The sequence below is a fragment of the Nocardia sp. NPDC057668 genome (genome assembly GCF_042799795.1).
In the GTDB taxonomy this organism is placed as follows: Bacteria; Actinomycetota; Actinomycetes; order Mycobacteriales; family Mycobacteriaceae; genus Nocardia.
In genome coordinates this window covers 1,883,416-1,909,183 of record NZ_JBHVIC010000001.1, presented here as the reverse complement: position 1 = coordinate 1,909,183, position 25,768 = coordinate 1,883,416, and the positions used below count along the sequence as shown (strand labels likewise).

Genomic DNA, 25,768 nt, shown 5'->3' with positions numbered 1-25,768 from the left:
CGGTAATGCCTTGTGAGCATCGCGTGTGCAGCGGCTACTCTGTGGATCCGTGATCACCCGTCTCTCGCATCTGTTCCTGCGCACGCTGCGCGATGACCCCGCCGACGCCGAGGTGCCCAGCCACAAGCTGCTGGTCCGCGCCGGATACGTGCGCCGCCTGGCGCCGGGCATCTACTCGTGGCTGCCGCTCGGCCTGCGCACGCTGCGCAAGATCGAGAACGTGGTCCGGGAGGAAATGGACGCCATCGGCGCCCAGGAGATCTCGCTGCCGGCGCTGCTGCCGCGCGAACCGTACGAGGCGACCAATCGCTGGACCGAGTACGGCGACGCGCTGTTCCGCCTCAAGGACCGCAAGGGCGCGGACTACCTGCTCGGGCCCACCCACGAAGAGCTCTTCGCGCTGACGGTCAAGGGCGAGTACAACTCCTACAAGGATCTGCCGGTCACGCTCTACCAGATCCAGACCAAGTACCGCGACGAGGCGCGTCCCCGCGCGGGCATTCTGCGCGGGCGCGAGTTCATCATGAAGGACTCGTACTCCTTCGATCTCGACGACGAGGGCCTCAGCGCCAGCTACCAGGCGCACCGCAGCGCGTACCAGAAGATCTTCGACCGCCTGAACGTCTCGTACGTGATCGTGGCCGCCACCTCCGGCGCCATGGGCGGTTCGGCGTCCGAGGAGTTCCTGGCCAACAGCCCCGTCGGCGAGGACACCTACGTCATCAGCCGCGAGTCCGGGTACGCGGCCAACGTGGAGGCCGTGGTCACCGCCGTTCCCGCCGAGATCCCGCTGGAAGGCTTGGCCGAGGCCGTCGTTCACGAGACCCCGGACACCGCGACCATCGCGAAACTGGTGGAGTGGGCCAACGCCAACGGCGTCGCCGACCGGCTGGGCCGTCCCGTCACCGCCGCGGACACCCTGAAGAACGTCATCGTCAAGCTGCGCTACCCGGACGGCAAGTCCGAGATCGTGGGCATCGGCCTGCCCGGCGACCGCGAGGTCGACGAGAAGCGCCTGGAAGCCTCGGTCGAGCCCGCCGCCGTGGAACTGCTCGGCGACGAGGACTTCAAGGCCAACCCCTTCCTGGTCAAGGGCTACATCGGCCCGAAGGCGCTGCTGGCCAACGGCGTTCGCTACCTGCTCGATCCCCGCGTGGTCTCGGGCACCGCCTGGATCACCGGCGCCGACGAAGCCGGTAAGCACTACGTGAACCTGGTCGCGGGCCGCGACTTCACCGCCGACGGCACCATCGAGGCCGCCGACGTCCGCGACGGCGATCCCTCGCCCGACGGCAAGGGCGTGCTCGAGTCCGCGCGCGGCATCGAGATCGGCCACATCTTCCAGCTCGGCCGCAAGTACACCGACGCCTTCGACGTCGACGTACTCGGCGAGAACGGCAAGCCGGTCCGCCTGACCATGGGCTCCTACGGCGTCGGCATCTCCCGCATGATGGCCGTGGTCGCCGAGCAGCAGCACGACGACAAGGGCCTGCGCTGGCCGAAGGAGATCGCGCCCTACGACGTGCACGTGGTCATCGCCAACAAGGACGAGACCGCTCGCGAGGGCGCGGAAAAGGTTGTCGCCGAACTGAACGCCGCCGGCCTGGACGTCCTGTTCGACGACCGCAAGGCCTCCCCGGGCGTGAAGTTCAAGGACGCCGAGCTCCTGGGCATGCCCCTGGTCGTGGTCATCGGCCGCGGCTGGTCCGAAGGCAAGCTCGAGCTCCGCGACCGCTTCACCGGCGAAAGCGAGGAGTTCCCCGCCGAGACCGCCGTGGCCTCGATCATCGCGAAGGTCCGCGGCTGACACGGTCCGTCGCACGAACGATCGAGCCGCGCACAGCCTGTGCGCGGCTCGATCTGTATGTGGGGCGTCGGCCCCCGCTTTTCGGGGCACTCGATCGCGCGTCACGGAAGGCCGTGGTGCAGTAGCTTCCGCGCCATGAGAAAAATATGTACTTCAGTTGTCGCTGCCGGATTGCTCGTGATGTCGCCGTCCGTGGCCTTCGCCGAATCTGGAAGTGGCGCTCTCGGTTCGGGGAGTTCCGACCTGATCACCGCCGGATCGAGCGGGACCGGCGCTACCGGCTCGTCGGCCCTGGACGGGTTCTCCGAGTGGTGGTCTTCGCAGTTCAACAACTGCCCCGAACCGTGGGAGTGTGACGGCAGCGGGTGGGGCTGACCGGCCGGGGTCGCCCGGCTAGTTGTAGGCCCTCGCGACCCCGTCCAGCAGGTGTTCGAGGGTGTCGTAGTCGGGCGGGTCGACGACGTCGATCAGGGTGGGGTTCACCGGAACCCTGTGGTCGGCGGCGACTTTCGTGAACAGGGCCGGATCGTTGGGGCGGAAGCCGTGGTCGGCGGCCAGGCGCTGGAGGTCCGGATCGGTGGCGAGGAGCTTGCCCAGGCGGTCGCCGCCGTCGTTCAGGGGGATCACGGTGTGCTGGGAGAGCACGGTGGGGGAGGGGTACATCAGCACCATGCCGGGCTTCAGCTGGTTGCTCACCGCGGCCGCCACGTACTGGGATTCGTAGATCCAGACCATCGGGGTCGGGCCCATCCCCGCGGCCAGGTACTCCTTGAACGGGCCGTCCGAGGTGTTCTCGGTGTAGCCCTGGCGGGTGAACAGGCGCGAGACCCGGGACAGGGCGTGGGCCTCGGCGGTCGCGCCGCGCACGATGGTGTTGTCGTTGGCCACGTAGGCGGTGACCGCCAGGTACATGGCCGCGGAGTTCGAGGTGCGCGGGTCGGTTGTGCCGACCAGCACGTTCTTGCGGACCGGGTAGACGGTGTTGCCGTCGAGCTGATCCCACTGCACCCCGCGCTCGGCCAGCGCCAGGAACTTCTCCGCGTCGAAAACCGGCGCCGCACCGGGCGTCACGATGCCGGCGGCGGTCAACAGGTCCACGATCGGCGCGAAGGTGGCGATGGCCATGGGGGAGGAGAACGGGGTGTACTTGGCGCTCACGCCGCGCCCGCGCTGGATGCGCTCGGCCGCCGCCGCGCTGGACGGGAAGGCGAAGTCGTAGCCGGCCAGATCCACCGAGGTGGCGATCTGCCGGGAACCGGCCGGATCGACCTCGACGCGGATCCCGTTGCGGGCCAGCACCTCGGCCACCCGCGGATCCTCGAAGTACGCGACCTTCTCCGACCCGACCACGCCGCGCACGGTGGTGAGCGGCGCGGCGGCGGGAGCCACCGGCGCCGGATCCGGTTCGCGCACAACGGCGAAGGCCGCGATGGCGACGACCGTCACAATCGCGCCCGCGCCGAGCAATACCGAACGCCGCCGCAACACCGAGAGGTCCAAGGTGTCGAATAGATGACTACGCGCTGAATTCGAATTGTCTGCCAATGGAATTGCCGTAGTCAATTCCGTATCCGCCTGTTCCGGATCGGCTTTCGCGTCGTCCGGTTCCAGTTCCCGGCGTGCCATGCGCTCCACCAGAATCGGTACGAATTCCCGCACCGCATGCCCGTCGAAACGCCGCTTCGCCGCGCCGACAACGGCCTCGACCTGCTCCGTCGTATGCACCTCGACATAGCGTTCCACCAGGCGATTCGTCACCGCGTGCAGTGCTTTTTCTTCCCGGGCCGCATCGACCGCCACAATCTCTCCTCGACTCCCACCGGAAATTGATTGCGCGGCAGGAAAATACATCGGACCGCGCCGGTGCGACCTTACTAGCAATTCGTGACGCGTTCAGGATCGGTGTGCGGGAAATGACTCGGCCCGCACACCGATTCGGGTGTGCGGGCCGGGAATCGAGTTCGTTCGACTTACCTCACGGCTGCCCCGGGAACGCTGTCGTAGCCGGATTCACGCCCAGAATCGACTGCCAGGTCGCCAACCGCAGCGCGCATTCGGTGAGCGCCTCCACCGCGGTGCGCCGCACCTCCGGCGCCGACGCCGCCTCGGCCGCCGCCCGCCACGCGGTCGCGGTATCGGTCTCCACCACGACCGCCAGCTTGGCCGCCGGAATCGGATCGTCCACCGGGACCGGGCTCGTGTACGCGGCCGCCGGCGCGGGCACCGTGCCGCCCAGGCCCTTCAGCGCGTCGATCGTCGCGTCCCGGCGCGCGCGGTGCGCGGCGGTGTACTCCGCCACCAGCCGCTCCCGATCCGGATTGGCATAGGCCGCGATCACCCCGTACGCGAACACCGCCGCGTACTCCGCGCTCAGCGCGTCCGTCAGCGCCTTCGAATCCGCCCCGCTCATAGCGTGTTCCTCCCCGCCCGAATGATGTACCGCGGTCCGGTGCGCAACCGCCCGCCGTGTTCCGTCTGCTCATGTGCGGCCCGCGTGCTCGGCCGCCCGCCGGGCCGGCTCACGCGAGCAGCACCCCGGCGTGCGTGGCGCACGCGGCGCTGATCGAGGCCAGTAGCCCGGCCCGATACCCCGACAGCTGCACCGCCAGTTCGCCGCTCGAGCGCTGCGCACCCGTGAGCGCGGCCTGCACCTGCGCGACCGACGGCGGGGCCGCGGGCGGGGCCGCCGAAATCGGCGCGCTGCGCTGACTCGGCACCGTGCCGTCGCCGTAAACGCCCACCACGCGGTCGATTTCGGCCCGCAGCGCATCGGCGTGCGCGGTGCGCTGGGTGGCGATGACCTGTAACGCCCCCGCGCGATCGGGTGCGACGGCGATGGCGGCGGTCGCCGCGGCCGCGTCCTTGCGCGCCGACTCCTCCTGTGCCAGAAGCGGATCCGGCAGTGCGGGGGCCTCGTCGCGGGTGCACGCGGTACCGGCCCCGAGCACGGTCACCAGCAGCGTCCCGCCGCCGGCCAGGCGCAGCGCCGCCCGGCGGTCCAGGGTGGCTGCCGAGCGGCGATCGAGCGGAGATACGGGTAGGGGCGCGCGTGTGACACCGGCCATAGGGCCGCTCTGACTGCTGGGCACGGATACATGGTGCCAGTCGTTCCGGCGTGCTCACCGCACCCCGGCCGTCCGATAGGCTGTGATCTCGATCGATATGTCCCCGGTACGGGCGCGTCGCCGCCGTTGTCGCACCCGCGACACGGACACGCCGCGATGCCGGTAGCGCAAACCATGCCGAAGTCGCCACGATCGGCTGGTCCTTTACACTCTTTCCGCGCGTTACGCTAGACCTTCGGTGCGGTTATTCAGCGTTTCCGCCCCACTGCCAGACACAACTCAAACCGTCACAACTGAACCAGGAGCCGCCCCACATGCCGATGCCGTCCGAGGAAAGGGTGAGCCAGCTAGTTGCTGTGCTCGTCGAACGCCGAGGATTCGACCTCGAAGGCGTTGCGATTTCGGCTGCCGGTACCGCGCACGCCAAGGTGAAGGTGACGGTGGACAGCGACGAAGCCGCTCCCCTGGACGCCGTTGCCGTGCTGAGTTCGGAAATCTCCGAAGCCCTGGACGCCGCCGGTGATTTCGGCGAGACCCCGTACCTACTGGAGGTCACCACCCCCGGTGTCGAACGACCCCTCACCGAGCTACGGCACTGGCAGCGCGCTCGCGGCCGCAAGGTGAAACTCACCCTCCGCTCCGGTGTGCAATCCCCGGAGGAGAAGGGCAAGGCCCGGTTCGAAGCCCGCGTCGGCGCCGCCACCGAGACCGAGGTGGCCCTGGTGCTGGGCGGCAAACGCAAACCCCATCGGGTGAGCGTGCCGCTGGCCGATATCGAATTCGCCGTCGTCCAGGTGGAGTTCGCGCCGCCGGGCGCGGCCGAACTGGAACTGGCCGGGGGCGTCGCGCCCGGCCGTCCGCAGCCCGGCGCCGAGGCGCGGGACCTATCCGGTGACGGTGACGACACCGAAGACGGGGACGACGCCGAAGACGGCGACGGCTCCGAAGACGAACAAGACGTAGAAGCTGCATCCGATTCACCGACCGAAGGGATCGTGGAATGAACATCGAAATCGAAGCCCTGCGCGCGATAGTCGCCGACAAGGGGATCTCGATGGAGACAGTGATCTCCGCGATCGAGTCCGCGCTGCTGACCGCCTACCGGCACACCGACGGCCATCAGGCCAGCGCCCGCATCGACATCAACCAGAAGACCGGTGTCGTGCGCGTGATGGCCCGTGAGGTCGACGCCGACGGCAACCTCATCTCCGAATGGGACGACACCCCCGAGGGTTTCGGCCGCATCGCCGCGACCACCGCGCGCCAGGTCGTGCTGCAGCGTCTGCGCGACGCGGAGAACGAGAAGTCCTTCGGTGACTTCGCCACCCACGAGGGCGACATCGTCGGCGGCGTGGTCCAGCGTGATGCCCGCATGAACGCGCGCGGCACGATCGTGGTCCGCATCGGCAGCGAGGCGCACGGCGCCGAGGGCGTCATCCCGCCGGCCGAGCAGGTGCCGGGCGAGACCTACGAGCACGGTGATCGCATCAAGTGTTACGTGGTCGGCGTCTCGCGCGGTCCGCGCGGACCGCAGATCACCCTCTCGCGCACGCATCCGAACCTGGTGCGCAGACTGTTCGCCCTCGAGGTTCCCGAGATCGCCGACGGATCGGTCGAGATCACCGCCGTGGCCCGCGAGGCCGGACATCGCTCCAAGATCGCCGTGCGCTCGACCGTGCAGGGCGTCAACGCCAAGGGCGCGTGCATCGGCCCGATGGGTCAGCGCGTGCGCAACGTCATGAGCGAGCTGGCGGGCGAGAAGATCGACATCATCGACTACGCCGAGGATCCGGCGACCTTCGTGGGGAATGCGCTGTCCCCCTCGAAAGTTGTCTCTGTCACGATCGTGGACCCCGACGCGCGTGCGGCGCGGGTCGTCGTGCCCGACTTCCAGCTCTCGCTGGCGATCGGCAAGGAGGGCCAGAACGCCCGCCTCGCGGCCCGGCTCACGGGCTGGCGAATCGACATTCGCAGTGATGCGGCCCCGGACGTGGCCGGTTCGGTGCGCTCGGAAGCGCATCGATCTTGATCGTGGCGAGACGCCGATCTTGATCCCGGTCCGGCCCAGCGCCGGGCCGGATCGGAAAAAGAAACAGACCCCACGGATGACATGTTGGTAACTTCCCACGGGGACGGATGCGGAGATCGGGACATGACAGCGGTAGAGTGGACGCAGGCTCAGCCCGAGTCTTCGGCTTCCTCCTCGTCCGCACCCGTGCGGACCTGCGTCGGATGTCGCAAACGCGAGCTGGCCGCCGATCTGCTGCGAGTCGTGGCGACCGAAACCACGGTTGTTCCCGATCCTCGGCGTAGACTGCCCGGGAGGGGTGCCTGGCTGCACCCCCTTTCGGCTTGTCTGAACAACGCAGTTCGGCGCCGAGCATTCGGCAGAGCACTACGAGTGTCCGGACATCTGGATATCTCAGCCCTGGAGCATTACGTAGAGAACAGGCACGAGCACTCATGAGCACACCGTGAAGCACCAACGATGATCGACCATCGGAAATAATCTGAGGTCGTGCGGGCCCGCCCTTTGTCCAAAAGGGTTGCCGCGCTCGACCTCTCAGTGAGGAGAGCAGTGGCAGGCAAGGCCCGCGTGCACGAGTTGGCCAAAGAACTCGGTGTCACGAGCAAGGAACTACTCGCGAAGCTCAAGGAGCAGGGCGAGTTCGTGAAGTCCGCGTCGTCGACGGTGGAGGCCCCCGTCGCTCGTCGCCTGCGTGAGTCGCTCGCACCCAAGAGCGCCCCCGCCAACGGCGCCGCAAAGCCGGCCGCCAAGCCCGGCGACGCCCCGCGTCCGTCCGGCCCCCGTCCGACCCCCGGCGCGAGCTCGGGACCCCGTCCCGGCGCCCCCCGTCCGTCCGCTCCGGCTCCGGCCGCACCGGCTCCCGCTCCGGCGGCGCCGCAGGCTCCGGCCGCCGAGCAGGCCGCTCCCGCGGCCGCCGCTCCGGCTCCGGCCGTGCGCCCGGGCCCGGCCGTCAAGCCGGGTCCCGCCCCCAAGCCCCCCGTGGCTGAAACCCCCGCTCCCGCAGCGGCTTCCGCGGCTCCGGCCCCGGCGCCCGCCCCGCAGCAGCAGGGTCAGCGGCCTGCTCCCGGCGCCCCGCGTCCGGGTCAGCCCGCACCCGCCCCGCGTCCGGCCCCGCAGGCCGGTGCTCCGGCGCCGACCCCGGGCGCGCCGCGTCCGGCCGGTCCCAAGCCGGGCCCCAAGGCCCCGCGCGTGGGCAACAACCCGTTCTCCTCGGCTCCCGAGCGTCCGGCGCCGCGTCCGGCTCCCGGTCAGGGCGCGCCGCGTCCCGGCCAGGGCGGCCCGCGCCCGACCCCGGGCCAGGGCGGTCCCCGTCCGGCTCCCGGCCAGGGTGGCCCGCGTCCCGGTGGCGCTCAGGGTGGTCGTCCGGCTCCCGGTCAGGGCGGTCCCCGCCCGGCCGCGGGTCAGGGTGGTCCCCGTCCCGGTGGCCCGCGTCCCAACCCCGGCTCCATGCCGCCGCGCCCGAACCCGGGTGCCATGCCCTCGCGTGCCGCTCGTCCGGCGCCCGGTGGCGGTCGTCCCGGTGGTCCGGGTCAGGGTGGCCCGCGTCCCGGTGGCGCCGGTCGTCCGGCCGGCGCCGGTGGTCCGTACCGCGGTGGCCAGGGCGGTGCCCCGGGTACCGGTGGTGGCGGTGCTCCGGGTGCCGGTGGCGCCGCAGCGGGCGGTTTCCGCGGTCGCCCCGGTGGCGGCGGTGGCGGTCGTCCCGGTTCCGGTGGCGGTCGCGGCGGTGCCGCGGGTGCCTTCGGTCGTCCCGGTGGCGCGCCCCGCAAGGGTCGTAAGTCGAAGCGGGCGAAGCGCGCCGAGTACGAGAACATGCAGGCGCCCGTCGCCAACGTGCGGCTCCCGCGCGGCAACGGCGAGGTCATCCGCCTCGCCCGCGGCGCGTCGCTGTCCGACTTCGCCGACAAGATCGGCGCCAACCCGGCTTCGCTGGTGCAGGCGCTGTTCAACCTCGGCGAGATGGTCACCGCGACCCAGTCGGTGAACGAGGAGACCCTCGAGCTCCTCGGCGGCGAGATGAACTACGTGGTGCACGTCGTCTCCCCGGAGGACGAGGACCGCGAGCTGCTCGCCAACTTCGACCTCACCTACGGCGAGGACGAGGGCGACGAGGACGACCTGCAGATCCGTCCGCCGGTCGTGACCGTCATGGGCCACGTCGACCACGGTAAGACCCGACTGCTGGACACCATCCGTCAGGCGAACGTCCGCGAGGGCGAAGCCGGCGGCATCACCCAGCACATCGGCGCCTACCAGGTGCTCACGCACGTCAACGAGCTCGACCGCCTCATCACCTTCATCGATACCCCGGGTCACGAGGCGTTCACCGCCATGCGTGCCCGTGGCGCGAAGGCCACCGACATCGCGATCCTCGTGGTCGCGGCCGACGACGGCGTCATGCCGCAGACGGTGGAGGCCATCAACCACGCGCAGGCCGCCGACGTGCCGATCGTGGTGGCGGTCAACAAGATCGATAAGGAAGGCGCGAATCCGCAGAAGATTCGCCAGCAGCTGACCGAATACGGTCTGGTCGCCGAGGAGTACGGCGGCGAGACCATGTTCGTCGACATCTCGGCCAAGCAGGGCACCAATATCGATTCCCTGCTCGAGGCCGTCGTGCTGACCGCGGACGCCACCCTGGATCTGCGGGCGAACCCGGACATGGACGCGCAGGGTGTGGCCATCGAAGCCCACCTCGACCGCGGTCGTGGCCCGGTTGCCACCGTCCTCATCCAGCGCGGCACGCTGCGCGTCGGTGACTCGATCGTGGCGGGCGACGCCTACGGTCGCGTGCGCCGCATGGTCGACGAGCACGGCGACGACGTCACGGCGGCCATGCCGTCGCGGCCCGTCCAGGTCATCGGTTTCACCTCCGTCCCCGGTGCAGGCGACAACCTGCTCGTGGTCGAGGAAGACCGCATCGCCCGTCAGATCGCGGACCGTCGCAACGCTCGCAAGCGCAACGCCCTGGCCGCGCGCAGCCGCAAGCGCATCTCCCTGGAAGATCTGGATGCCGCGCTGAAGGAGACTTCGGAGCTGAACCTGATCCTCAAGGGCGACAACTCCGGTACCGTCGAGGCCCTCGAAGAGGCGCTGCTCGGTATCGATGTCGGCGACGAGGTGCGACTGCGCGTCATCGACCGCGGTGTCGGTGGCGTCACCGAGACCAACGTCAACCTGGCGTCGGCCTCGAACGCGATCATCATCGGGTTCAACGTCCGTGCCGAGGGCAAGGCGACCGAGCTGGCGAACCGCGAAGGCGTGGACATTCGCTACTACTCGATCATCTACCAGGCGATCGACGAGATCGAGAAGGCCCTCAAGGGTCTGCTCAAGCCGATCTACGAAGAGGTCGAGCTGGGTCGGGCGGAAATCCGCCAGATCTTCCGCTCCTCCAAGTTCGGCAACATCGCCGGTTGCTGGGTCACCTCCGGCTCGGTCAAGCGCAACGCCAAGGCGCGACTGCTGCGTGACAACGTGGTCGTCGCCGAGACCGTCACCATCGCCTCGCTGCGTCGCGAGAAGGATGACGCCACCGAGGTTCGTGAAGGCTACGAATGCGGTATGACGTTGACCTACAACGACATTCGCGAGGGTGACATCGTCGAGGCCTACGAGCTGCGGGAGAAGCCGCGCGACTAGGTCGGACACAGCATTCCTGCCGGGTCCGGAGCGATCCGGATCCGGCAGGGTTGTGCTGACCGCCGGATTTCCGGCACCCGCCGGATTTCCGGCACCCACAATCCGACGCGCTCGTGCGTACGCCGATTGGGCGCGTCGGTCATACGAGGTAAGCGCGTACGCATTACATGAAAAACGACATGTTCGTCGGAGCGCTCGAGTTCGACATCCTGCTCGGCGATGTGCATTCGCTGAAGCAGAAACGCTCCGTGATCCGCCCGGTGTTATCCGAATTGCAGAAATTCGGGGTGAGTGCCGTCGAAGGCGGGGAACACGATCTATACCGGCGGACGTTGCTCGGTGTGGCCATGGTCAGTGCCGGCATGGACCACCTGACCCAGGTACTGGACAAGTGTGAACGGCATGTCGCGGGACGGCCGGAGTTACAGTTGCTGGCGGTACGCCGCCGCGTCTTCGGACCCGAAGACTGAATCAATCCCTGTGAGGAGGGCATGACCATGGTGGATCAGGCCAGGGCACGCCGACTCGCCAAGCGGATCTCCACGATCGTGGCCACGGCCATCGAATACGAGATCAAGGATCCGCGGCTGCGTTTCGTCACCATCACCGACACCAAGATGACCGGTGATCTGCGAGAAGCCACGATTTACTACACGGTGATGGGGGAAACCCTGGACGCCGAACCCGATTACACCGAGGCCGCGGCCGGACTGGAGAAGGCCAAGGGCATTCTCCGTTCCAAGGTCGGCGCGGCCACCGGCGTGAAGTTCACGCCCATCCTCGGTTTCAAGCTGGACACCGTGCCGACGGCCGCCAAGGAGATGGAGGAGCTGCTGGCCCGCGCCCGCGCCGCCGACGCTCGGGTGGCCCAGGTCGCGGTGAATGCGAACTACGCCGGTGACGTCGACCCCTACAAGGCCGCCGACGACGCCGACGACGAAGACTGACCTGCGTTCACGCGTAGCGGGAGGAGACCGCCGGTGACCGAACCGGTCGATCTGTCCGCGGCGGTGTCGACACTCGACACCGCCGTTTCGGTCACGGTGCTGTGCCACGTGCAGCCCGATGCCGACACCATCGGCAGCGGGCTCGCCCTGGCGCAGGTGCTGCGCCGGCGCGGCGTGCCCGTGCAGGTCTCGTTCGCCGAGCCCGCCGAACTACCGGTCTCCATGCGGTCGCTGCCCGGCACCGATCTGCTCGTCCCGGCCGATCGGGTCGCGCGCGAGGTCGATGTGCTGGTCGCGGTGGATTGCGGCAGCGCCGGGCGGCTCGGTTCCCTGAAGGATCGACTCGACGGCGCTCGCGTGTCCCTGGTGCTCGATCATCATCGGTCCAATACCCGCTTCGGCACGGTCAACGTCATCGACGAGGCCGCCGAGTCGACGGCGGGGCTGGTCGCCCGCGTCCTGGACGCCTGGGGCGAGCCGATCGATCGCGATGTGGCGCACTGCCTCTACGCCGGTCTGGTCACCGACACCGGCTCGTTCAAATGGGCCCGCCCCGGCTCGCACGCGCTGGCCGAACGGTTGCTCGCCACCGGTATCGACGGCCCCGGAATCACCCGCACCCTCATGGACACCCACCCGTTCGCGTGGCTGCCCATGCTGTCGCGGGTGCTGGGGACCGCGCAACTGGATCGCGAGGCCGCCCACGGCGCGGGCCTGGTCTACGTCTTCGTCCGCCGCGCCGACACCGGCGGCGTGCGCTCGGAGGAGGTCGAGAGCGTCGTCGACCTGGTCCGCACCACCTCCGAGGCCCAGGTGGCGGCGGTCTTCAAGGAGGCCAGGAGTTCCGCCGAACACTGGACGGTGTCCCTGCGCTCCCACGAGGCTCCCGACGGTTCCCCCGGCGTGGACGTCTCCAGGGTTGCCACGGTCCTCGGCGGCGGCGGACACCGTTACGCCGCGGGCTATTCCGCGACCGGCGCTCCCGAAGACCTGGTAGCCCGCCTCCGCGCCGAACTCGCCCGCGACTGAACACATCCCGAGCGCGGTGCGCCGGCCGTGTCGCGGTCGGCGTCGCTGCGGCCCGTCGTACCGGCCTGAACTGAGGATCCGGCTTCGGATGTCGCACAGTGATGCGGCGAGCCGCAGCGGGCCGTCCGGCCGCCGCGTGGCCGGTTCGACCGCGGTAGCCGCCGGTCTCCGTTCGCCTTTCGTAGCGGGCCGCGGGATGACCTCTCCGGGATCATGTCGGAAAGAACCGCGTTCGAAGGACTTTCGCACCGTTCTGTCCGTCCACGGGCCGTCCGGGGGTCCGGCGACGCGGTCGACGGGGTACCGACGCCTGTGGATCGGGCCTGGGGCGACGGCGGTCGTGTGGGTCGTCGGCGGTGGGGATGGTCGCCGGGCGCTTTGGCGCGTGGTGCCCTTGACAGGGTGCGGGCGGGCGGTCACCGTGAGGGGTGTTACGCGTAGCTAAGTTAATCGTGCGGGGTGGTGGACCTGTGGCCCGAGGTCGCGGTCCGGTGCGCCGGGCCAGGGAGGTCTTTCGTGGAGCTGGACGTCAAGAAGGCTCGGCGTGAACGGCGGATCGCGGACGCGTTGCAGGACCCACAGGTGCGGGCGACGCTGGGGGAGCCGGGGATCGCGGCTCGGCTGCGGGAGCCGGGGCTCGAGCTCGGGGCGATCGTGGACACGGTGCTGAGCGGGTACGCGGACCGGATCGCGCTCGGGGAGCGGGCCTTCGACGCGGGGGCCGACGGCGACGGGGCGCGGGGGTTGCTGCCGGAATTCCGGACCATCACCTACGGGGAACTCGGGGCACGCGTGCGGGCCCTCGCGGCGGTGTGGGCGCGATCGGGAGCGGTCGGGACGGGTGACTTCGTGTGCACCCTGGGCTTTTCCAGCGCGGACTACGTGACGATCGACCTGGCGTGTGTCCGGCTCGGGGCGGTGGCGGTGCCGCTGCAGGCCGGTGCGCCGGCGGCACAGTGGATGTCGATCCTGGACGAGACGCGGCCGCGGGTGCTGGCCGTCAGCGTGGACGCGCTGGACGCGGCGGTGACGGCCGTGACGACGGGGGTCGCGCCGGGGCGGCTGCTGGTGTTCGATCAGGCGCCGGGGGACCGAACTCACCGTGCCGCTGTCGATTCCGCGCGCACGCGGCTCGCGGACGCGGGCATCGATATCGCGGTGGACCTCCTCGGCGAGATCGTCGAACGCGGCCGGGAGCTGCCCGATGCCCCGGCTCCCGACTTCGGGGACGAGGATCCGCTGTCGCTGCTGATCTACACTTCGGGCAGCACCGGAACGCCCAAGGGCGCCATGTACACCCGGCGGCTGGTTGCGGCGTTCTGGGCGGCGTACGAGCTGCGGGTGCCCGCCATCACGCTCAACTACATGCCGCTGTCGCACGTGGCGGGCAGGCTCACCCTGTACGGGACGCTCGCGCGCGGCGGTGCCGCGTATTTCACCGCGCGCCCGGACATGTCGAGCCTGTTCGAGGACTACGCGCTGGTGCGGCCCACCGAGCTGGTCTTCGTGCCGCGCGTGTGCGAGATGGTGCATCAGCGGCGGCTGGACGCGATCGAACGGCGGGTACTGGCCGGCGACGACCGGCCGGACGCGGTCGAAGCCGTGGAAGCCGAACTGCGCGAACAGGTTTTCGGCGGGCGCTACCTCACCGCGCTGAGCGCGAGCGCGCCCCTGTCGGCCGAATTGAAGGCCGTGCTCGAATCCGCGCTCGAGGTGCAGGTGCACGACGGGTACGGCTCGACCGAGGCCGGGGGCGGGGTGCTCATGGACAACCGGATCAGGCGCCCACCGGTGCTGGACTACCGGCTCGCCGACGTGCCCGAACTGGGCTACTTCGGCACCGACACCCCGCATCCGCGCGGTGAGCTGCTCATCAAGACCACGACGATGTTCCCCGGGTACTACCGGCGACCCGAGATCACGGCGCAGATGTTCGACGACGACGGGTTCTATCGGACCGGTGACGTGGTGGCCGAGCTCGAGCCCGATCACCTGGTGTACGTGGACCGGCGCAACAACGTGCTCAAACTGTCCCAGGGCGAGTTCGTGACTGTGGCGACGGTGGAGGCGGCGCTGGGTGCGAGCGAGCTGATCCGGCAGATCTTCGTGTACGGCAACGGCGAACGGTCGTACCTGCTGGCGGTGATCGTGCCCACCCCGGCCGCCGCCGAGCTCGACCCGATCGAACTGCGTGCGGCACTGGCGGATTCACTACAGCGCTGCGCCACCCGCGCGGAGCTGGAACCGTACGAGCTCCCGCGCGAGTTCCTGATCGAATCCGAGCCCTTCACCCAGGAGAACGGTCTGCTGTCCGGCATCGGGAAACTGTTGCGGCCCAAGCTGACCGAACGCTACGGTGCGCGCCTGGAAGCGCTGTACACGGAATCGGCCCGCCGGCGCGACGACGAACTGCTCGCCCTGCGCCGCACTGTCGCCGACCAGCCCGTCCTGGACACGGTCCGGCGCGCGGCCGGTGCGGTGCTCGGCTGCCCCGCCGCGGAACTGCGGCCGGACGCGCGCTTCGCCGATCTCGGCGGTGACTCCCTCTCCGCGCTGTCGTACTCCTCGCTGCTGGGCGAACTCTTCGGCATCGAGGTTCCGGTGGCGTTGATCGTCGGTCCTACAGCCGATCTGGCCGCCGTCGCCGAATTCGTCGCCGCCGCTGGATATTCGGGGCGGCCCACCGCGCGGACCATCCACGGTCCGGGTGAGAAGCTGCGCGCGGCCGATCTCACGCTCGGCAGGTTCATCGACGCGGACACCCTGCGCGCCGCACCCGGCTGTCCGCCGGTCCCGGCCGGTCCCGCCCGCACGGTGTTGCTGACCGGCGGCAACGGCTACCTGGGCCGCTTCCTGCTCCTGGAATGGCTGGAGCGACTGCGTGATTCGGGCGGCACGCTGATCTGCCTCGTGCGCGGCACGGACGCGGCCGCGGCCCGCGCGCGCCTGGACGCGGTGTTCGCCGGCGGTGATCCCGACCTGGCCCGCACCTACCGCGAACTGTCGGACGGCAGACTGCGCGTCCTCGCCGGCGATGTCGACGCACCCTGTCTCGGTCTGCCCGAGGCGGACTGGTGTGCGCTGGCCGCGTCGGTGGATCTGATCGTGCATTCCGCGGCCCTGGTCAATCACGTCCTGCCGTACAGCCAGCTCTTCGGTCCCAACGTCCTGGGCACCGCCGAGGTCATCCGGCTCGCCCTGACCACCCGGCTCACCCCCGTCACCTACCTCTCGACGGTAGCCGTGGGAACGGGCGCCGACCCGGACCGCTTCACCGAAGACGCCGACATTCGCGAGGTCAGCGCCGTGCGTGTGGTGGACGACAGCTACGCCAACGGGTACGGCAACAGCAAATGGGCCGGCGAGGTGCTGCTGCGCGAGGCACACGACCTGTGCGGGTTGCCCGTGGCGGTCTTCCGCTCGGACATGATCCTGGCGCACTCCCGCTACATCGGACAGCTCAACCTCCCCGACATCTTCACGCGCCTGCTGCTCAGCATCCTGGCCACCGGGATAGCCCCGAAGTCGTTCTACCGCAGCAGCTCCCGCGGCCTGCGCCCGCACTACGCGGGCCTGCCCGCCGATTTCACCGCCGCCGCCATCACCGCCCTCGGCCCGCACGCCGGCGCCGGCCTGGCCACCTATGACGTCCTGAATCCGCACGACGACGGCATCGCCCTGGACGAATTCGTCACCTGGCTCATGGATTCCGGAGAACGCATCGAGCGCATCGACGACTACGACGAGTGGCTGACCCGATTCGAGTCGGCCCTGCGTGCGCTACCGGATCGCCTGCGCCGCCACTCGGTGCTGCCCCTCCTGCACGCCTACCGCCACCGAACGCCCCCGGTCGACCTGACCGCGACCGCTACCCGCTTCCGTGCCGCGGTCCGCGCCGCCGGACTCACCCCCGACGCCGACATCCCGCACCTGACTCCCGCGTTGATCACCAAGTACGCCGCCGACCTTCGCGTCCTCGGCCTGCTGTAGACCCGGGGCCGGGTCGGTGTTCACCCGCGAGAGCGGCGGGTCAGGAGGCCGACTATCCAGCCGACGGCGAAGGTGATCAGCAGCACCAGCCACATCGGGGAGGTGATGGTCACGAGCAGGAACTCGATGTCCACCCGGTTGCGGTTCTCGGCGATGAACAACACCGCCAACACGGTCAGGACGATGGCCAGCCACTGGTTCAACGAGATCCGGCTCAGCGCAGAGGGTTTCGCGGGTTCGGTCACGGACGGCCTCCTCGGGGACGCCGACGCGACAGTGTGCGGTCCCGAAACGAGTGCACGGACGGTGCCTGCGCCGGCAGGCGGGCGGACTCGTTCGAGCGTAACCCGGGCACTCGTGGATGGCTGATTGTTAGCCAACCTGTGACATCTGCTCGAATGCATGACGGTTGATTGCCGGGTGGGCGGGGCCGAATGGACTGTCGGCTGCGACCGGTTCGGGAAGATCGGTGGTGTTCACCGGTACGCTGCCATCGTTGATGATGGCCTGACCCGGGTGTCGTCGAGCGGGCCCTGCGAATCCGGACGACTCGCCGAAATGTTTGCTGAATGAGTGCTAGCGTCACTGTATTTATCTCTTCGAAGTTCGCAGCCATGGAACGACGACTCGAAGGAGCAATGAGATGTTTGCAGGAATCAGTCGCGTGGCGGCGGTCACCGCCATGGCGGTTCCGCTGGTCGCCTTCGCGGCGCCCGCCGCGTTCGCCGACCAGCCCGTGTCGTCCGCCGCCGAGCAGCCCGCGGGTTCGAGGACGGACCTGCCGTTGCGTACGAACGCGGACGCCCCCTACATCTGGATCAACATCTGTGTCCACATCCCGACTCCGGGATCCGCCACCCTGGACTGGTGCTGGGGCTTCTGAGTCGTCGCGTCGTGGGCGTCGATCGTGTGCGCCCACGCGCGAATCGTGCTCGGCCCTCGACGAATTCGATCTCCGGGAAGCACCACATCCACGTTGGCGAAAGGAGCATCGCATGAGGTATCCCGCACGCGTCGCCATCGGCGCGGCGCTCGCCACGGGCACACTGCTCACGGGCGGAGTGGGTCACGCCCAGCCCGGCGAGTCGCCGGCCCCCCAGTGCACCGTGCCCGACCAGGCGGTCGGCAAATTCCTGATTCTGCGCGGCAACTCTCCATCGGTGCCGTTGGCGCCGGCCAGTGACTTCTCCATGGTGGTGGCCCGTTTCCCCACCGCCGATTCGATGCAGTACATGGTGGTCGGCACCGGAATCTGGCACGACGGCACCTACACCTACACGGTGCCCGAACCCGGCCGCGCGGTCCTGGACGCCACGCAGACCGATACGGGTCAGCCGATCAGTTACTCGCTGTCGCTGCGATGCAGCGACAACATGTCGGGCAACTTCACGGTCGGCGACTCGGAGCCGAGCCCCGATCGCACCGCGACCTACATGTTCCAGAACATGCGGCCCTGAAACCCGCCGTCGGCGGCGGATGCCCGCCGCCGACGCCCGGTCCCTCGCCGGAGGCGCTCGAACACGGCGTGGAACAACGGATTCGGGGACAGGACCGGACCGACGCGGGGTGCGAAGTTTTCGGAGGGGCCGGGGCCGCCGGACGGGTGTGCGATGGTGGGGGCATGCGGGAGGACGAGGGCGGCCGGTCGGTGGCGGAGCGGGGGCGGGAGGCGGCGCAGGCGGGGCCGCGCCGGATCCTCGGGATCGCGGTCCCGACACTGGGGGTACTGGTCGCGGAGCCGATCTATCTGCTGTTCGACATGGCGGTGGTGGGGCGGCTGGGGGCTTTGGCGCTGGCGGGGCTGGCGGTGGGGGGTTTGATTCTGGCGCAGGTCAGTTCGCAGTTGACGTTCCTGAGTTACGGGACCACCGCGCGGGCGGCGCGGCGGCACGGGGCGGGTGACGAGCGCGGGGCCGTGGGGGAGGGGGTGCAGGCCAGCTGGATCGCGGTGGGGGTCGGGGCGGCGATCGTGGCGCTCCTGCAGGGGTTCGCGGAGCCGGTCACGCGGGCCATCTCGGGTGGGGGCGACATCGCGGGGGAGGCGCTGCCGTGGCTGCGGATCGCGCTGTTCGGGGTGCCGTTGATTCTGCTGTCCATGGCCGGGAACGGGTGGATGCGCGGGGTGCAGGAGACCCGGCGGCCGCTGCTGTACGTCGTTGCGGGACTGGGACTTTCCGCGGTGTTGTGCCCGGTGCTGGTACACGGGCTCCTGGGGGCGCCGCGGTGGGAGCTGGCGGGGTCGGCGGTGGCCAATGTGATCGGCCAGACGGTCACCGCGTTGCTCTTCGTGGCGGCGCTGGTGCGCACCCGGGCGCCGCTGGCCCCGCACATCGAGATCATGAAGGCGCAATTGGTGCTCGGCCGCGACCTGATCGCGCGCAGCCTGGCCTTTCAGGCCTGCTTCATCTCCGCCGCCGCCGTGGCCGCCCGGTTCGGGGCGGCGTCGGTCGCCGCCCACCAGCTGGTGCTCCAGCTCTGGAACTTCCTGGCCCTGACGCTGGATTCGCTCGCCATCGCCGCCCAGACCCTGGTCGGCGCCGCACTCGGGGCCGGGAACGTCCGGGGCGCACAGGGTTTGGCGCGCCGGATCACCGCCTGGTCGACGGCGTTCGCGGCGGCTCTCGCGCTGATCTTCGCGGCCGGTTACTCGATCATCCCGCGCCTGTTCACCGACGACCCCTCGGTCCTGGAACGCACCCACGTGGCCTGGTGGTTCTTCGTCGGCATCATCCCGCTCGCGGGCGTGGTCTTCGCCCTCGACGGCGTTCTGCTCGGCGCGGGCGACGCCGCGTTCCTGCGCAACGCCACCCTGGGCGCGGCCCTGCTCGGCTTCCTTCCGCCGATCTGGCTATCGCTGGCCAACGATTGGGGCATCGCCGGAATCTGGTCGGGCCTGGTCATTTTCATGGTCCTGCGGTTGGCCGCGGTCTCCTGGCGCGCCCTGTCCGGCCGCTGGGCCCGCGCGGGTGCGGAGGTGCCGCGGACGCTGGCCTGACACCGGCGGGCGATCCCGACCTCGCCCCGTTCCCGTGCGGAACCGTGCACCGCCGATCCGCGCGTCAGCCGTCCTCGGCCGCCCGGGCGGCGAGATTGGCCGCGACCTCGGCCTGCCAGTTCTCGTTGGCGTGCGTGGTGTCGACCTCGAACTCGAAGCGCGCCGTCATATCCGGGGTGATGTCGGCGACGTCCACGTAGAACTGCTCGTACCAGCGCCGGTGCTGATACACCGGCCCGTCCTCCTGGGTCAGCAGGGGATTGTCGATGCGGGTCTTGTGCTTCCAGATCTCCACGTCCTGCAGGAAGCCGACGCCGAAGCTCTTGCCGAACGCCCCGGCCAGCTTCTTCGACTTCTCCGGCGGCAGGCCCTCGATGCGCTGCACGCTGACGCCCCACTGCAGCATGAACGAATTGTGTGTGACCGGATAGTGGCAGTTGATGAGCGCCACCTCCACCGTGTTCTCGCCGAAGTCGTTGTGCAGATAGTTGATCATGTACGACGGCCCGAAATACGAAGCCTCCGAGCGCAGCAACTGCATCTCGGTCGAGTAATTCGAGGACGTGTGCACATCCGGGCGGCCCTTGGAATGCAGAAACTGCGTTGCCACATGTCCTTCGAACACATTCTTGAAGAACACCGGGTACGCGTAGTGGATATAGAAGAAGTGCGCCATATCCACGTTGTTGTCGATGATTTCCCGGCAGTGCGCGCCCTCGATGAGCAGCGAGTTCCAGTTCCAGTCGCTCCACCGGTCGGTGCCCATGCCATCGATGTGCGGGATGGCGACCTCGGGCGGCGGCTTGTTGCCCTCCGGGTCGTTCCAGACGAAGAACTGCCCGTTCTCCTCGCAGGTGATCCAGGACCGGGTCCTGGCCAGCGGCGGCACCCGGCGCGCGTAGGGGATCGCGTCGCATTTACCGTCGCCGCGCCAGCGCCAGTCGTGGAACGGGCAGGCGATGGTGTCGCCCTTCACGCTGCCGTAGCTGAGGTCCGCGCCCATGTGGCGGCAGTAACCGTCCAGCGCGTTGAGTTTTCCGGTGCTGTCGGCCCAGATGACGAGCTTGGTGCCGAAGGCGTTGATGGAATGTGGTTCCCCGTCACGGAAACTCTCCGCCAACCCCAGGCAGTGCCAACCGCGCGCGAAGCGCGTCATCGGCTGACCGACATCAATGGTCCGAACGTGCGCGGAGCCTGTCATTCCCCGAGATTAAGCATGTTCGCTTAAATAGACAAGGCTTGATTTCGGGCTCGCGGTGATCGGACCCGAGTTCGCGGCGGCGGCCCGCTCCGATCAGGCTTCGGGTTCCCGGTACCGGCGCACAACGACTTTCGCCGTGCGCAGCAGTCGATCGGCCACGGCCAGTCCCGGTTCGATGACCGCGGCCACGGTCCGGTCCTCGGTCGCGGTCACCGCGGCGGTCACGTCCATGGCCTCCATGGTCAGGGCGTCGAACGCGGTGCCGGAGGCCGGTTCCACGATGCGCCCGCCGCGACCGGCGACCAGGCGCTCCACCCGCGCGGCGAAGGCGTCGAAGGCCGCGCGCTCGGTGTCGGACTCCGCGGTGGCGGCGCAGGTGCGGGCATCGCCGTGCAGCGCGAAAAGCTCAACCAGCAGCGGCACGTCCGCCCCGGCCCGCTCGCGCCGGTCCCGGGCCTTGGCGTCGTCGGCCAGGCGCTCGATGGTCCCGGCCTGGCGGGCGATCACCCGGGCCAGATCCTCGACGCGTTCGTTGATGCTCGCCACCGCGGGCTCGATCCCGGCGGGCTCGATCGGTGCGGCGGGCGGTGCGAGATCGACCGGAAGCTGCACGGGAAACTGATCGGTGGTGGGTTCGGTTGCGCTGTCGGAATTCCCGGTCACAGCGGCGGGTTCGGTCATGCTCGAAACCTTAATCCCGGGCGTCACCGGTGACTGCTACGATCGCCGCCATGGGGGTCTTCGGTATTGACCTGGGCACAACGAATTCGGCTATCGCGCGGATCGACGCTGACGGCCGTCCTGATGTCCTGATCGGCATGAACGGGGAGCCCACGGTTCCCTCGGTGGTCCTGTTCGCCTCCGCGAACGATCATGTGGTGGGTGAGGGCGCGCGCCGGCAGGCTCGCCTCGATCCCGAACACGTGTGCGCGCTGGTCAAACGGCGCATGGGTGACGCGGATTGGCGCTTCGTCGCCCACGGGCAGACCTGGTCCGCGCCCGCGGTCTCCTCGCTGATCCTCAAGAGCCTGGCCGCCGACGCCGAGTTCGGCGGCGGCGAAACCGTCTCGCGCGTGGTCATCACCGTGCCCGCCTACTTCGGCGACGAGGAGCGGCGCGCCACCATCCAGGCGGGCACCTACGCCGGATTCGATGTGGCGGGCGTGCTGTCCGAGCCCATCGCCGCGGCCCTGTCCTACGGGTTCGGCCGGCTCGACGGCAGCATCGACATCGGCAAGGGCGGCCCGCGCGAAACCGTCATGGTCTACGACCTGGGCGGCGGCACCTTCGACGCCACCGTCATCGAACTGTCCGACCGCCGCATCGCGGTGCTGTCGGTCGAGGGCGATCACCAGCTCGGCGGGGCCGACTGGGACGAGCGCATCGCCCTGCACCTGTCCCAGCAGTTCTGCGCCGCCAACCCCGACGCCGAGGATCCGCTCGACGATTCGGCCGGTTCGCAGATGCTGGTGCTGGCCGCCGAGCGCGCCAAGATCGAGCTCACCGACGCCGAGAGCACCGAGGTCGTGGTGGCGCACGACGGCGTGCGCGCCGTCATCACCCTGACTCGCGCCGAGGTCGAGGCCATGACGGCCTCGCTCATGCGCCGCACGGTCGATCTCACCCGGGCGTGCCTGGCCGCGGCCGGCCAGCGCGGGGTGCACAAGGTGGACAGGCTGCTGCTGGTCGGCGGCTCCTCGCGCATGCCCATGGTGGCGCGGGAGCTGCAACGTGAACTCGGCCTCGTCGGCGAACTCCGCGACCCGGATCTCTCGGTGGCCCGCGGCGCGGCGCTGTACGGGGAGAAGCTGGAGATGGAACGCCTCGTCCTGGCCGACCTGGTGACCCGCGGCCGGCTGCGTGACGGTTCGGAACTCGGCGAGGCCGACCCCCGGGAACTGGAACAGTCCCTGGCGCGGGTCGCGGCCTCGTTCGGGCAGCCGGTGGCGCTGGTGCGGCGCATGCTCGAGATCCAGGTCGACACCGTGGTCTCGCGCGGTTTCGGCGTGCTTGCCCTGGACCCGTACAACGGGCTGGCCGCGAGCTGGCTGGTGCATCGCAATCAGACGCTGCCCATCAAGGTGCGGCGGTCGTACGGCACCGTGCGCACCGATCAGGATCAGATCGAGCTGACGATCGTCGAACAGCAGGGCCAGGCCGCCTCCACCCGCCCCGAGGATTCGAAGATCCTGGTGGAGGGCAAGATTCGCGATATCCCGCCCGGGTACGAGGCGGGCAGCGAAGTGCGGGTCACCTTCGAGATGGGTTTCGACGGCGTCCTGCACGTCACCGCCTACCACGTGGACGCCAAGATGCCGCTGGTGCTCTCGGTGCAGACCGGGGCCACGCTGTCCCAGGCCGACGTGGCACGGGAACTGGATCAGTTGCAGCGCACCCGCCGCCGGGCCGTCTGAACGAAAAACCATGCACGCCTTCGATCCCAATGACTACCGCAAACGTGTGCTGGCCGCGGTGGAGCGCCGCGGCGGCGTCGACGCCTCCGATCCCTTCGAGCTGTACGACATTCCGCTCGACGAAGCCGAACAACTCACCGACGCCCAGGTCGGCGCCCGCGTGGACGAGGTCTGGGCTTTCTGGCAGAAGCAGCGCGATCATCCCAAGTACCGGGTGCTGGTCGGGTTGCTCGTCGATGGGCACGAGGAGTGCTCCGAGCCGCTGCTGAGCGCCGCGTCGCGGCGCGTGGAGGCCGAACGGGTGCGCCGCACCCGGGACCGGCGCGACTCCGAGCGGTACGAGATGCTCGACAGCGCCATCGAACGACTCGTGCAGCGGCACGGGGGAATTCCGGTCGGCAAGATCGCCGGGCTGGAGGATCTCGGCAAGCTCGGCGGCTTGGATCCGAAGGAGATCGAAGCGCGCCTGCGGCGGCATCGCCGGATCGAGGATGCCGCGACGCCCGCTCCGGCCGCGCGCACCAGTGAGATCAGTACTCAACGGCGGCAACAGATTCGCAAGCTGCTCGCCGAGTACGAGCGGCTGTTGCCGGGTGATCCGGTGCCGACCCTGCTGGTGCTGCTTCGCCTGGATTTCACCAAGGCGCACGAGACCAGCGAGATTCGCCTGCGCGCCGAGGCGCTGCGCAGCCGCACCAGGGAACTGCCGCCGGGGCGCATTCGCGTGGTGCTGGACGAGTTGCTGGTGCACATCAGCGATGTGCTCGAGGCGGGCGGCGACATCGTCGACGACTACCTGGCGGCCATCGTCGAGGACGTGACCGAGACGCTGCGCCCGCAGGTGCGGGCCGCGGTGCTGGTCGAAGACCATTTGGTGGCGGGCGATTTCGAATATCTCGTGGGTGAGGCCATCACCGCCGGACTGGACCGGATCGCCGCCGAGACGGTGATCATCGGGTTGGTGACCGAGCTCGGGACGACCGTGGAGGGTCGCGAGCGAGGCGTGGATTCGATTCCGGGACACCGGGGTTCGGGAAATCGAGGTTCGGCGAATCGGGCCTCGGGCGCCGCGTCCGGATCCGCCGCAGGCACGAGCGCCGGCGGCGGTTCCTCGCGCTACACCCATCCGGGGCGCGGCGCGGGCTCGCCCGCGCGCACCCCCGTCACCCCCGCGAGCGGCAGAACGCCCACCGGCCCGCCCATTCGGGCCTGGGAGGCGCCGCTCAAGGCCGCTCGCGCCGCCCTGCGCGCGGGCCGCCCGTTCGAGGCGTCGCAGCGGGTGGACGAGGCCAAGCTCGCCGTGGGCGGCGACAGCGCCGGGAACACCGCGGTGCGGCCCGTCGCCGAGGAAGTGGACCGCGTCCTGGCCGAGGCTGCCCTGCGCTGGCGTTCGGCCGCCTCCGGCTGCGACGGCCGCCGCTACGTCGATGCCCTCGAACATCTCGAGTTCCTCAGCGGCAAGGCCGCCGACGTCCCCAATCCGGACGGTCGCGGCCCCCGGCTCGAACAGCTCCTGGCCCAGGCCCGCAACGCGATGTCCGAGGCCGACCGGCTGTTCGCGGCCGCTCCCGCCGCTCCGGCTGCCGCTCGCATGCGCGCCCTGCTGTCGGTCCTGGACCTGTGCGCCGATCACACCGGCGCGACCGCGGCCCTGGCCGAGCTGCCGGTCGATGCTCCCGGCAAGGTCTCCGCGACGCGCAAGCCCGACGGCACCGTTGTCGTCGCCTGGTCGCCGTCGGTGACCGAACAGGTCGAATACCGCGTCACCCGTTTGCAATCCGACGGTTCCTGGCGCGTGGTCGGCCGCACCCGCACCACCGCCCTGGAGGACGGCGGCGCGAGCACCGGCCCGGTGCCTGTCTACGGGGTGGTCGCCTCGATCTCGGGCCGCGCCTCGGCGGTGAGCCGCTCCGACGGCCCGGCCGCCGAGCCGGACCGTTCCGCGGCCGGAGCGGCGACGTCGAACTTCGGCGGTGCCACCGGAGCGATGCCGCGGACCACCGATGCGTCCGGCGCCGCGGCGCGGACGACGGGATCCCATCCCGATGCCGCGTCCTCCGGCCCGCGTTCCGGCGGATTCGACGCCGCCGCGGCGCGCGGCCCGGCGGTCTCCGACACCCCGAGCGGCATGCCCGCGGTGCGCGGCCTGACCGCGAACGCCGGTCTGCTGACCTTCGAGTGGCCCGCCGGAATCACCGAGGTCATGGTGGTGGCCCGCGCCGACGCGCCGCCCACCGACCCGGACGATCCGGCCGCCGTGCGCAAGTGGAAGGTCACCAACACCCGCTACCAGATCGACGGCGGCGCGAAGCTCCCCGCCGACGTCCCCCGCCCCTGCCACATCGGCGTCGCCTCCTGCCGCCGCGAGCCGACCGGAACCCTCACGGTGGCAGCCGGATTCGCCCCCGCCGCGCGAATCCACGTCACCGGCTGATCTACCTCGGGCCGGTGCGCGACGCCGGTCAGCTGTTCGCGCGGCGCGATCTCGACCCGAGCTTGCGCTGTCCTGCGTGCCGGGGCGGGCCTGCCGCACGTGTGCGGCTGCCGATTCTTCGCCGGTGCGGTGTGTGACCTGCCCGGATCGGGTGGCCGCCGAGCGAGGATCGGTGTGTGACGGTCCCTGCGCGCAGGGACCGGGCCCAGGCGTGGGAA

The 25,768-nt window shown here is 69.8% G+C and carries 20 protein-coding genes; 14 read left to right on the top strand and 6 right to left on the bottom strand.

The window, feature by feature from the left end; all coding sequences use genetic code 11:
* The first annotated feature begins 49 nt into the window (after nucleotides 1-49).
* The gene (locus ACFVBH_RS08815; protein WP_379000945.1) at nucleotides 50-1,807 is read left to right on the top strand and encodes a proline--tRNA ligase; all 1,758 of its coding nucleotides are present in this window, start codon (nucleotides 50-52) and stop codon (nucleotides 1,805-1,807) included.
* A 393-nt stretch (nucleotides 1,808-2,200) separates the two neighbouring features.
* Here the strand turns inward: ACFVBH_RS08815 and ACFVBH_RS08810 are convergent, their stop codons facing one another.
* From ACFVBH_RS08810 to ACFVBH_RS08800, 3 genes are all read right to left on the bottom strand, one after another.
* Nucleotides 2,201-3,607: a three-helix bundle dimerization domain-containing protein gene (locus ACFVBH_RS08810; protein ID WP_379000943.1), complete on the bottom strand. Its 1,407-nt coding sequence runs from the start codon at nucleotides 3,605-3,607 to the stop codon at nucleotides 2,201-2,203.
* A 175-nt stretch (nucleotides 3,608-3,782) separates the two neighbouring features.
* The gene (locus ACFVBH_RS08805; RefSeq protein ID WP_379000942.1) at nucleotides 3,783-4,217 is read right to left on the bottom strand and encodes a ferritin-like domain-containing protein; all 435 of its coding nucleotides are present in this window, start codon (nucleotides 4,215-4,217) and stop codon (nucleotides 3,783-3,785) included.
* A gap of 109 nt (nucleotides 4,218-4,326) precedes the next feature.
* The gene (locus ACFVBH_RS08800) at nucleotides 4,327-4,872 is read right to left on the bottom strand and encodes a hypothetical protein (RefSeq protein WP_354988947.1); all 546 of its coding nucleotides are present in this window, start codon (nucleotides 4,870-4,872) and stop codon (nucleotides 4,327-4,329) included.
* A gap of 314 nt (nucleotides 4,873-5,186) precedes the next feature.
* Here ACFVBH_RS08800 and rimP point away from each other — a divergent pair, with 314 nt between their 5' ends.
* The 8 genes from rimP (at nucleotide 5,187) to car (ending at nucleotide 16,506) form a co-directional block, all read left to right on the top strand.
* Nucleotides 5,187-5,876, top strand: a complete 690-nt coding sequence (rimP, locus tag ACFVBH_RS08795; RefSeq protein WP_354988946.1) for a ribosome maturation factor RimP — start codon at nucleotides 5,187-5,189, stop codon at nucleotides 5,874-5,876.
* A complete protein-coding gene (nusA, locus tag ACFVBH_RS08790) occupies nucleotides 5,873-6,901 on the top strand; it encodes a transcription termination factor NusA (RefSeq protein ID WP_354988945.1) in 1,029 nt (342 codons plus the stop codon). Before rimP ends, nusA begins: the two co-directional genes overlap by 4 nt.
* A gap of 123 nt (nucleotides 6,902-7,024) precedes the next feature.
* Nucleotides 7,025-7,339: a YlxR family protein gene (locus ACFVBH_RS08785; RefSeq protein ID WP_354988944.1), complete on the top strand. Its 315-nt coding sequence runs from the start codon at nucleotides 7,025-7,027 to the stop codon at nucleotides 7,337-7,339.
* Between the two features lie 111 nt (nucleotides 7,340-7,450).
* Nucleotides 7,451-10,540 carry a translation initiation factor IF-2 gene (gene infB, locus ACFVBH_RS08780; protein ID WP_379000941.1) on the top strand — a complete coding sequence of 1,030 codons (3,090 nt, stop codon included), beginning with the start codon at nucleotides 7,451-7,453 and terminating at the stop codon, nucleotides 10,538-10,540.
* A gap of 179 nt (nucleotides 10,541-10,719) precedes the next feature.
* Nucleotides 10,720-11,010, top strand: coding sequence for a DUF503 domain-containing protein (locus tag ACFVBH_RS08775; protein ID WP_379000940.1), 291 nt, complete (start codon nucleotides 10,720-10,722; stop codon nucleotides 11,008-11,010).
* 27 nt (nucleotides 11,011-11,037) lie between these two features.
* Nucleotides 11,038-11,487 (top strand): 30S ribosome-binding factor RbfA, encoded by a 450-nt coding sequence (gene rbfA / locus ACFVBH_RS08770; protein WP_354989960.1) that lies wholly within the window; start codon nucleotides 11,038-11,040, stop codon nucleotides 11,485-11,487.
* A 33-nt stretch (nucleotides 11,488-11,520) separates the two neighbouring features.
* A complete protein-coding gene (locus tag ACFVBH_RS08765) occupies nucleotides 11,521-12,516 on the top strand; it encodes a bifunctional oligoribonuclease/PAP phosphatase NrnA (RefSeq protein ID WP_379000939.1) in 996 nt (331 codons plus the stop codon).
* A 516-nt stretch (nucleotides 12,517-13,032) separates the two neighbouring features.
* The gene (gene car / locus ACFVBH_RS08760) at nucleotides 13,033-16,506 is read left to right on the top strand and encodes a carboxylic acid reductase (RefSeq protein ID WP_379000938.1); all 3,474 of its coding nucleotides are present in this window, start codon (nucleotides 13,033-13,035) and stop codon (nucleotides 16,504-16,506) included.
* A 20-nt stretch (nucleotides 16,507-16,526) separates the two neighbouring features.
* Here the strand turns inward: car and ACFVBH_RS08755 are convergent, their stop codons facing one another.
* Nucleotides 16,527-16,751, bottom strand: coding sequence for a hypothetical protein (locus tag ACFVBH_RS08755; protein ID WP_354989940.1), 225 nt, complete (start codon nucleotides 16,749-16,751; stop codon nucleotides 16,527-16,529).
* A gap of 398 nt (nucleotides 16,752-17,149) precedes the next feature.
* Between ACFVBH_RS08755 and ACFVBH_RS08750 the strand changes: the two genes are divergently transcribed.
* The 3 genes from ACFVBH_RS08750 (at nucleotide 17,150) to ACFVBH_RS08740 (ending at nucleotide 19,501) form a co-directional block, all read left to right on the top strand.
* Complete coding sequence (locus tag ACFVBH_RS08750) at nucleotides 17,150-17,389, top strand: hypothetical protein (RefSeq protein ID WP_379000937.1); 240 nt, start codon at nucleotides 17,150-17,152, stop codon at nucleotides 17,387-17,389.
* A gap of 112 nt (nucleotides 17,390-17,501) precedes the next feature.
* A complete protein-coding gene (locus ACFVBH_RS08745; protein ID WP_379000936.1) occupies nucleotides 17,502-17,963 on the top strand; it encodes a hypothetical protein in 462 nt (153 codons plus the stop codon).
* A gap of 164 nt (nucleotides 17,964-18,127) precedes the next feature.
* Nucleotides 18,128-19,501, top strand: coding sequence for an MATE family efflux transporter (locus ACFVBH_RS08740; RefSeq protein ID WP_379000935.1), 1,374 nt, complete (start codon nucleotides 18,128-18,130; stop codon nucleotides 19,499-19,501).
* Between the two features lie 64 nt (nucleotides 19,502-19,565).
* Here the strand turns inward: ACFVBH_RS08740 and ACFVBH_RS08735 are convergent, their stop codons facing one another.
* The gene (locus ACFVBH_RS08735; RefSeq protein WP_379000934.1) at nucleotides 19,566-20,702 is read right to left on the bottom strand and encodes a Rieske 2Fe-2S domain-containing protein; all 1,137 of its coding nucleotides are present in this window, start codon (nucleotides 20,700-20,702) and stop codon (nucleotides 19,566-19,568) included.
* A gap of 93 nt (nucleotides 20,703-20,795) precedes the next feature.
* Nucleotides 20,796-21,383, bottom strand: a complete 588-nt coding sequence (gene grpE, locus ACFVBH_RS08730; protein ID WP_379000933.1) for a nucleotide exchange factor GrpE — start codon at nucleotides 21,381-21,383, stop codon at nucleotides 20,796-20,798.
* Nucleotides 21,384-21,433: 50 nt separating this feature from the next.
* Here grpE and ACFVBH_RS08725 point away from each other — a divergent pair, with 50 nt between their 5' ends.
* Together ACFVBH_RS08725 and ACFVBH_RS08720 are read left to right on the top strand one after the other, a co-directional pair.
* The gene (locus ACFVBH_RS08725; RefSeq protein WP_354989961.1) at nucleotides 21,434-23,116 is read left to right on the top strand and encodes an Hsp70 family protein; all 1,683 of its coding nucleotides are present in this window, start codon (nucleotides 21,434-21,436) and stop codon (nucleotides 23,114-23,116) included.
* A 10-nt stretch (nucleotides 23,117-23,126) separates the two neighbouring features.
* The gene (locus ACFVBH_RS08720; protein ID WP_379000931.1) at nucleotides 23,127-25,550 is read left to right on the top strand and encodes an Ig-like domain repeat protein; all 2,424 of its coding nucleotides are present in this window, start codon (nucleotides 23,127-23,129) and stop codon (nucleotides 25,548-25,550) included.
* Nucleotides 25,551-25,768: the final 218 nt, after the last annotated feature.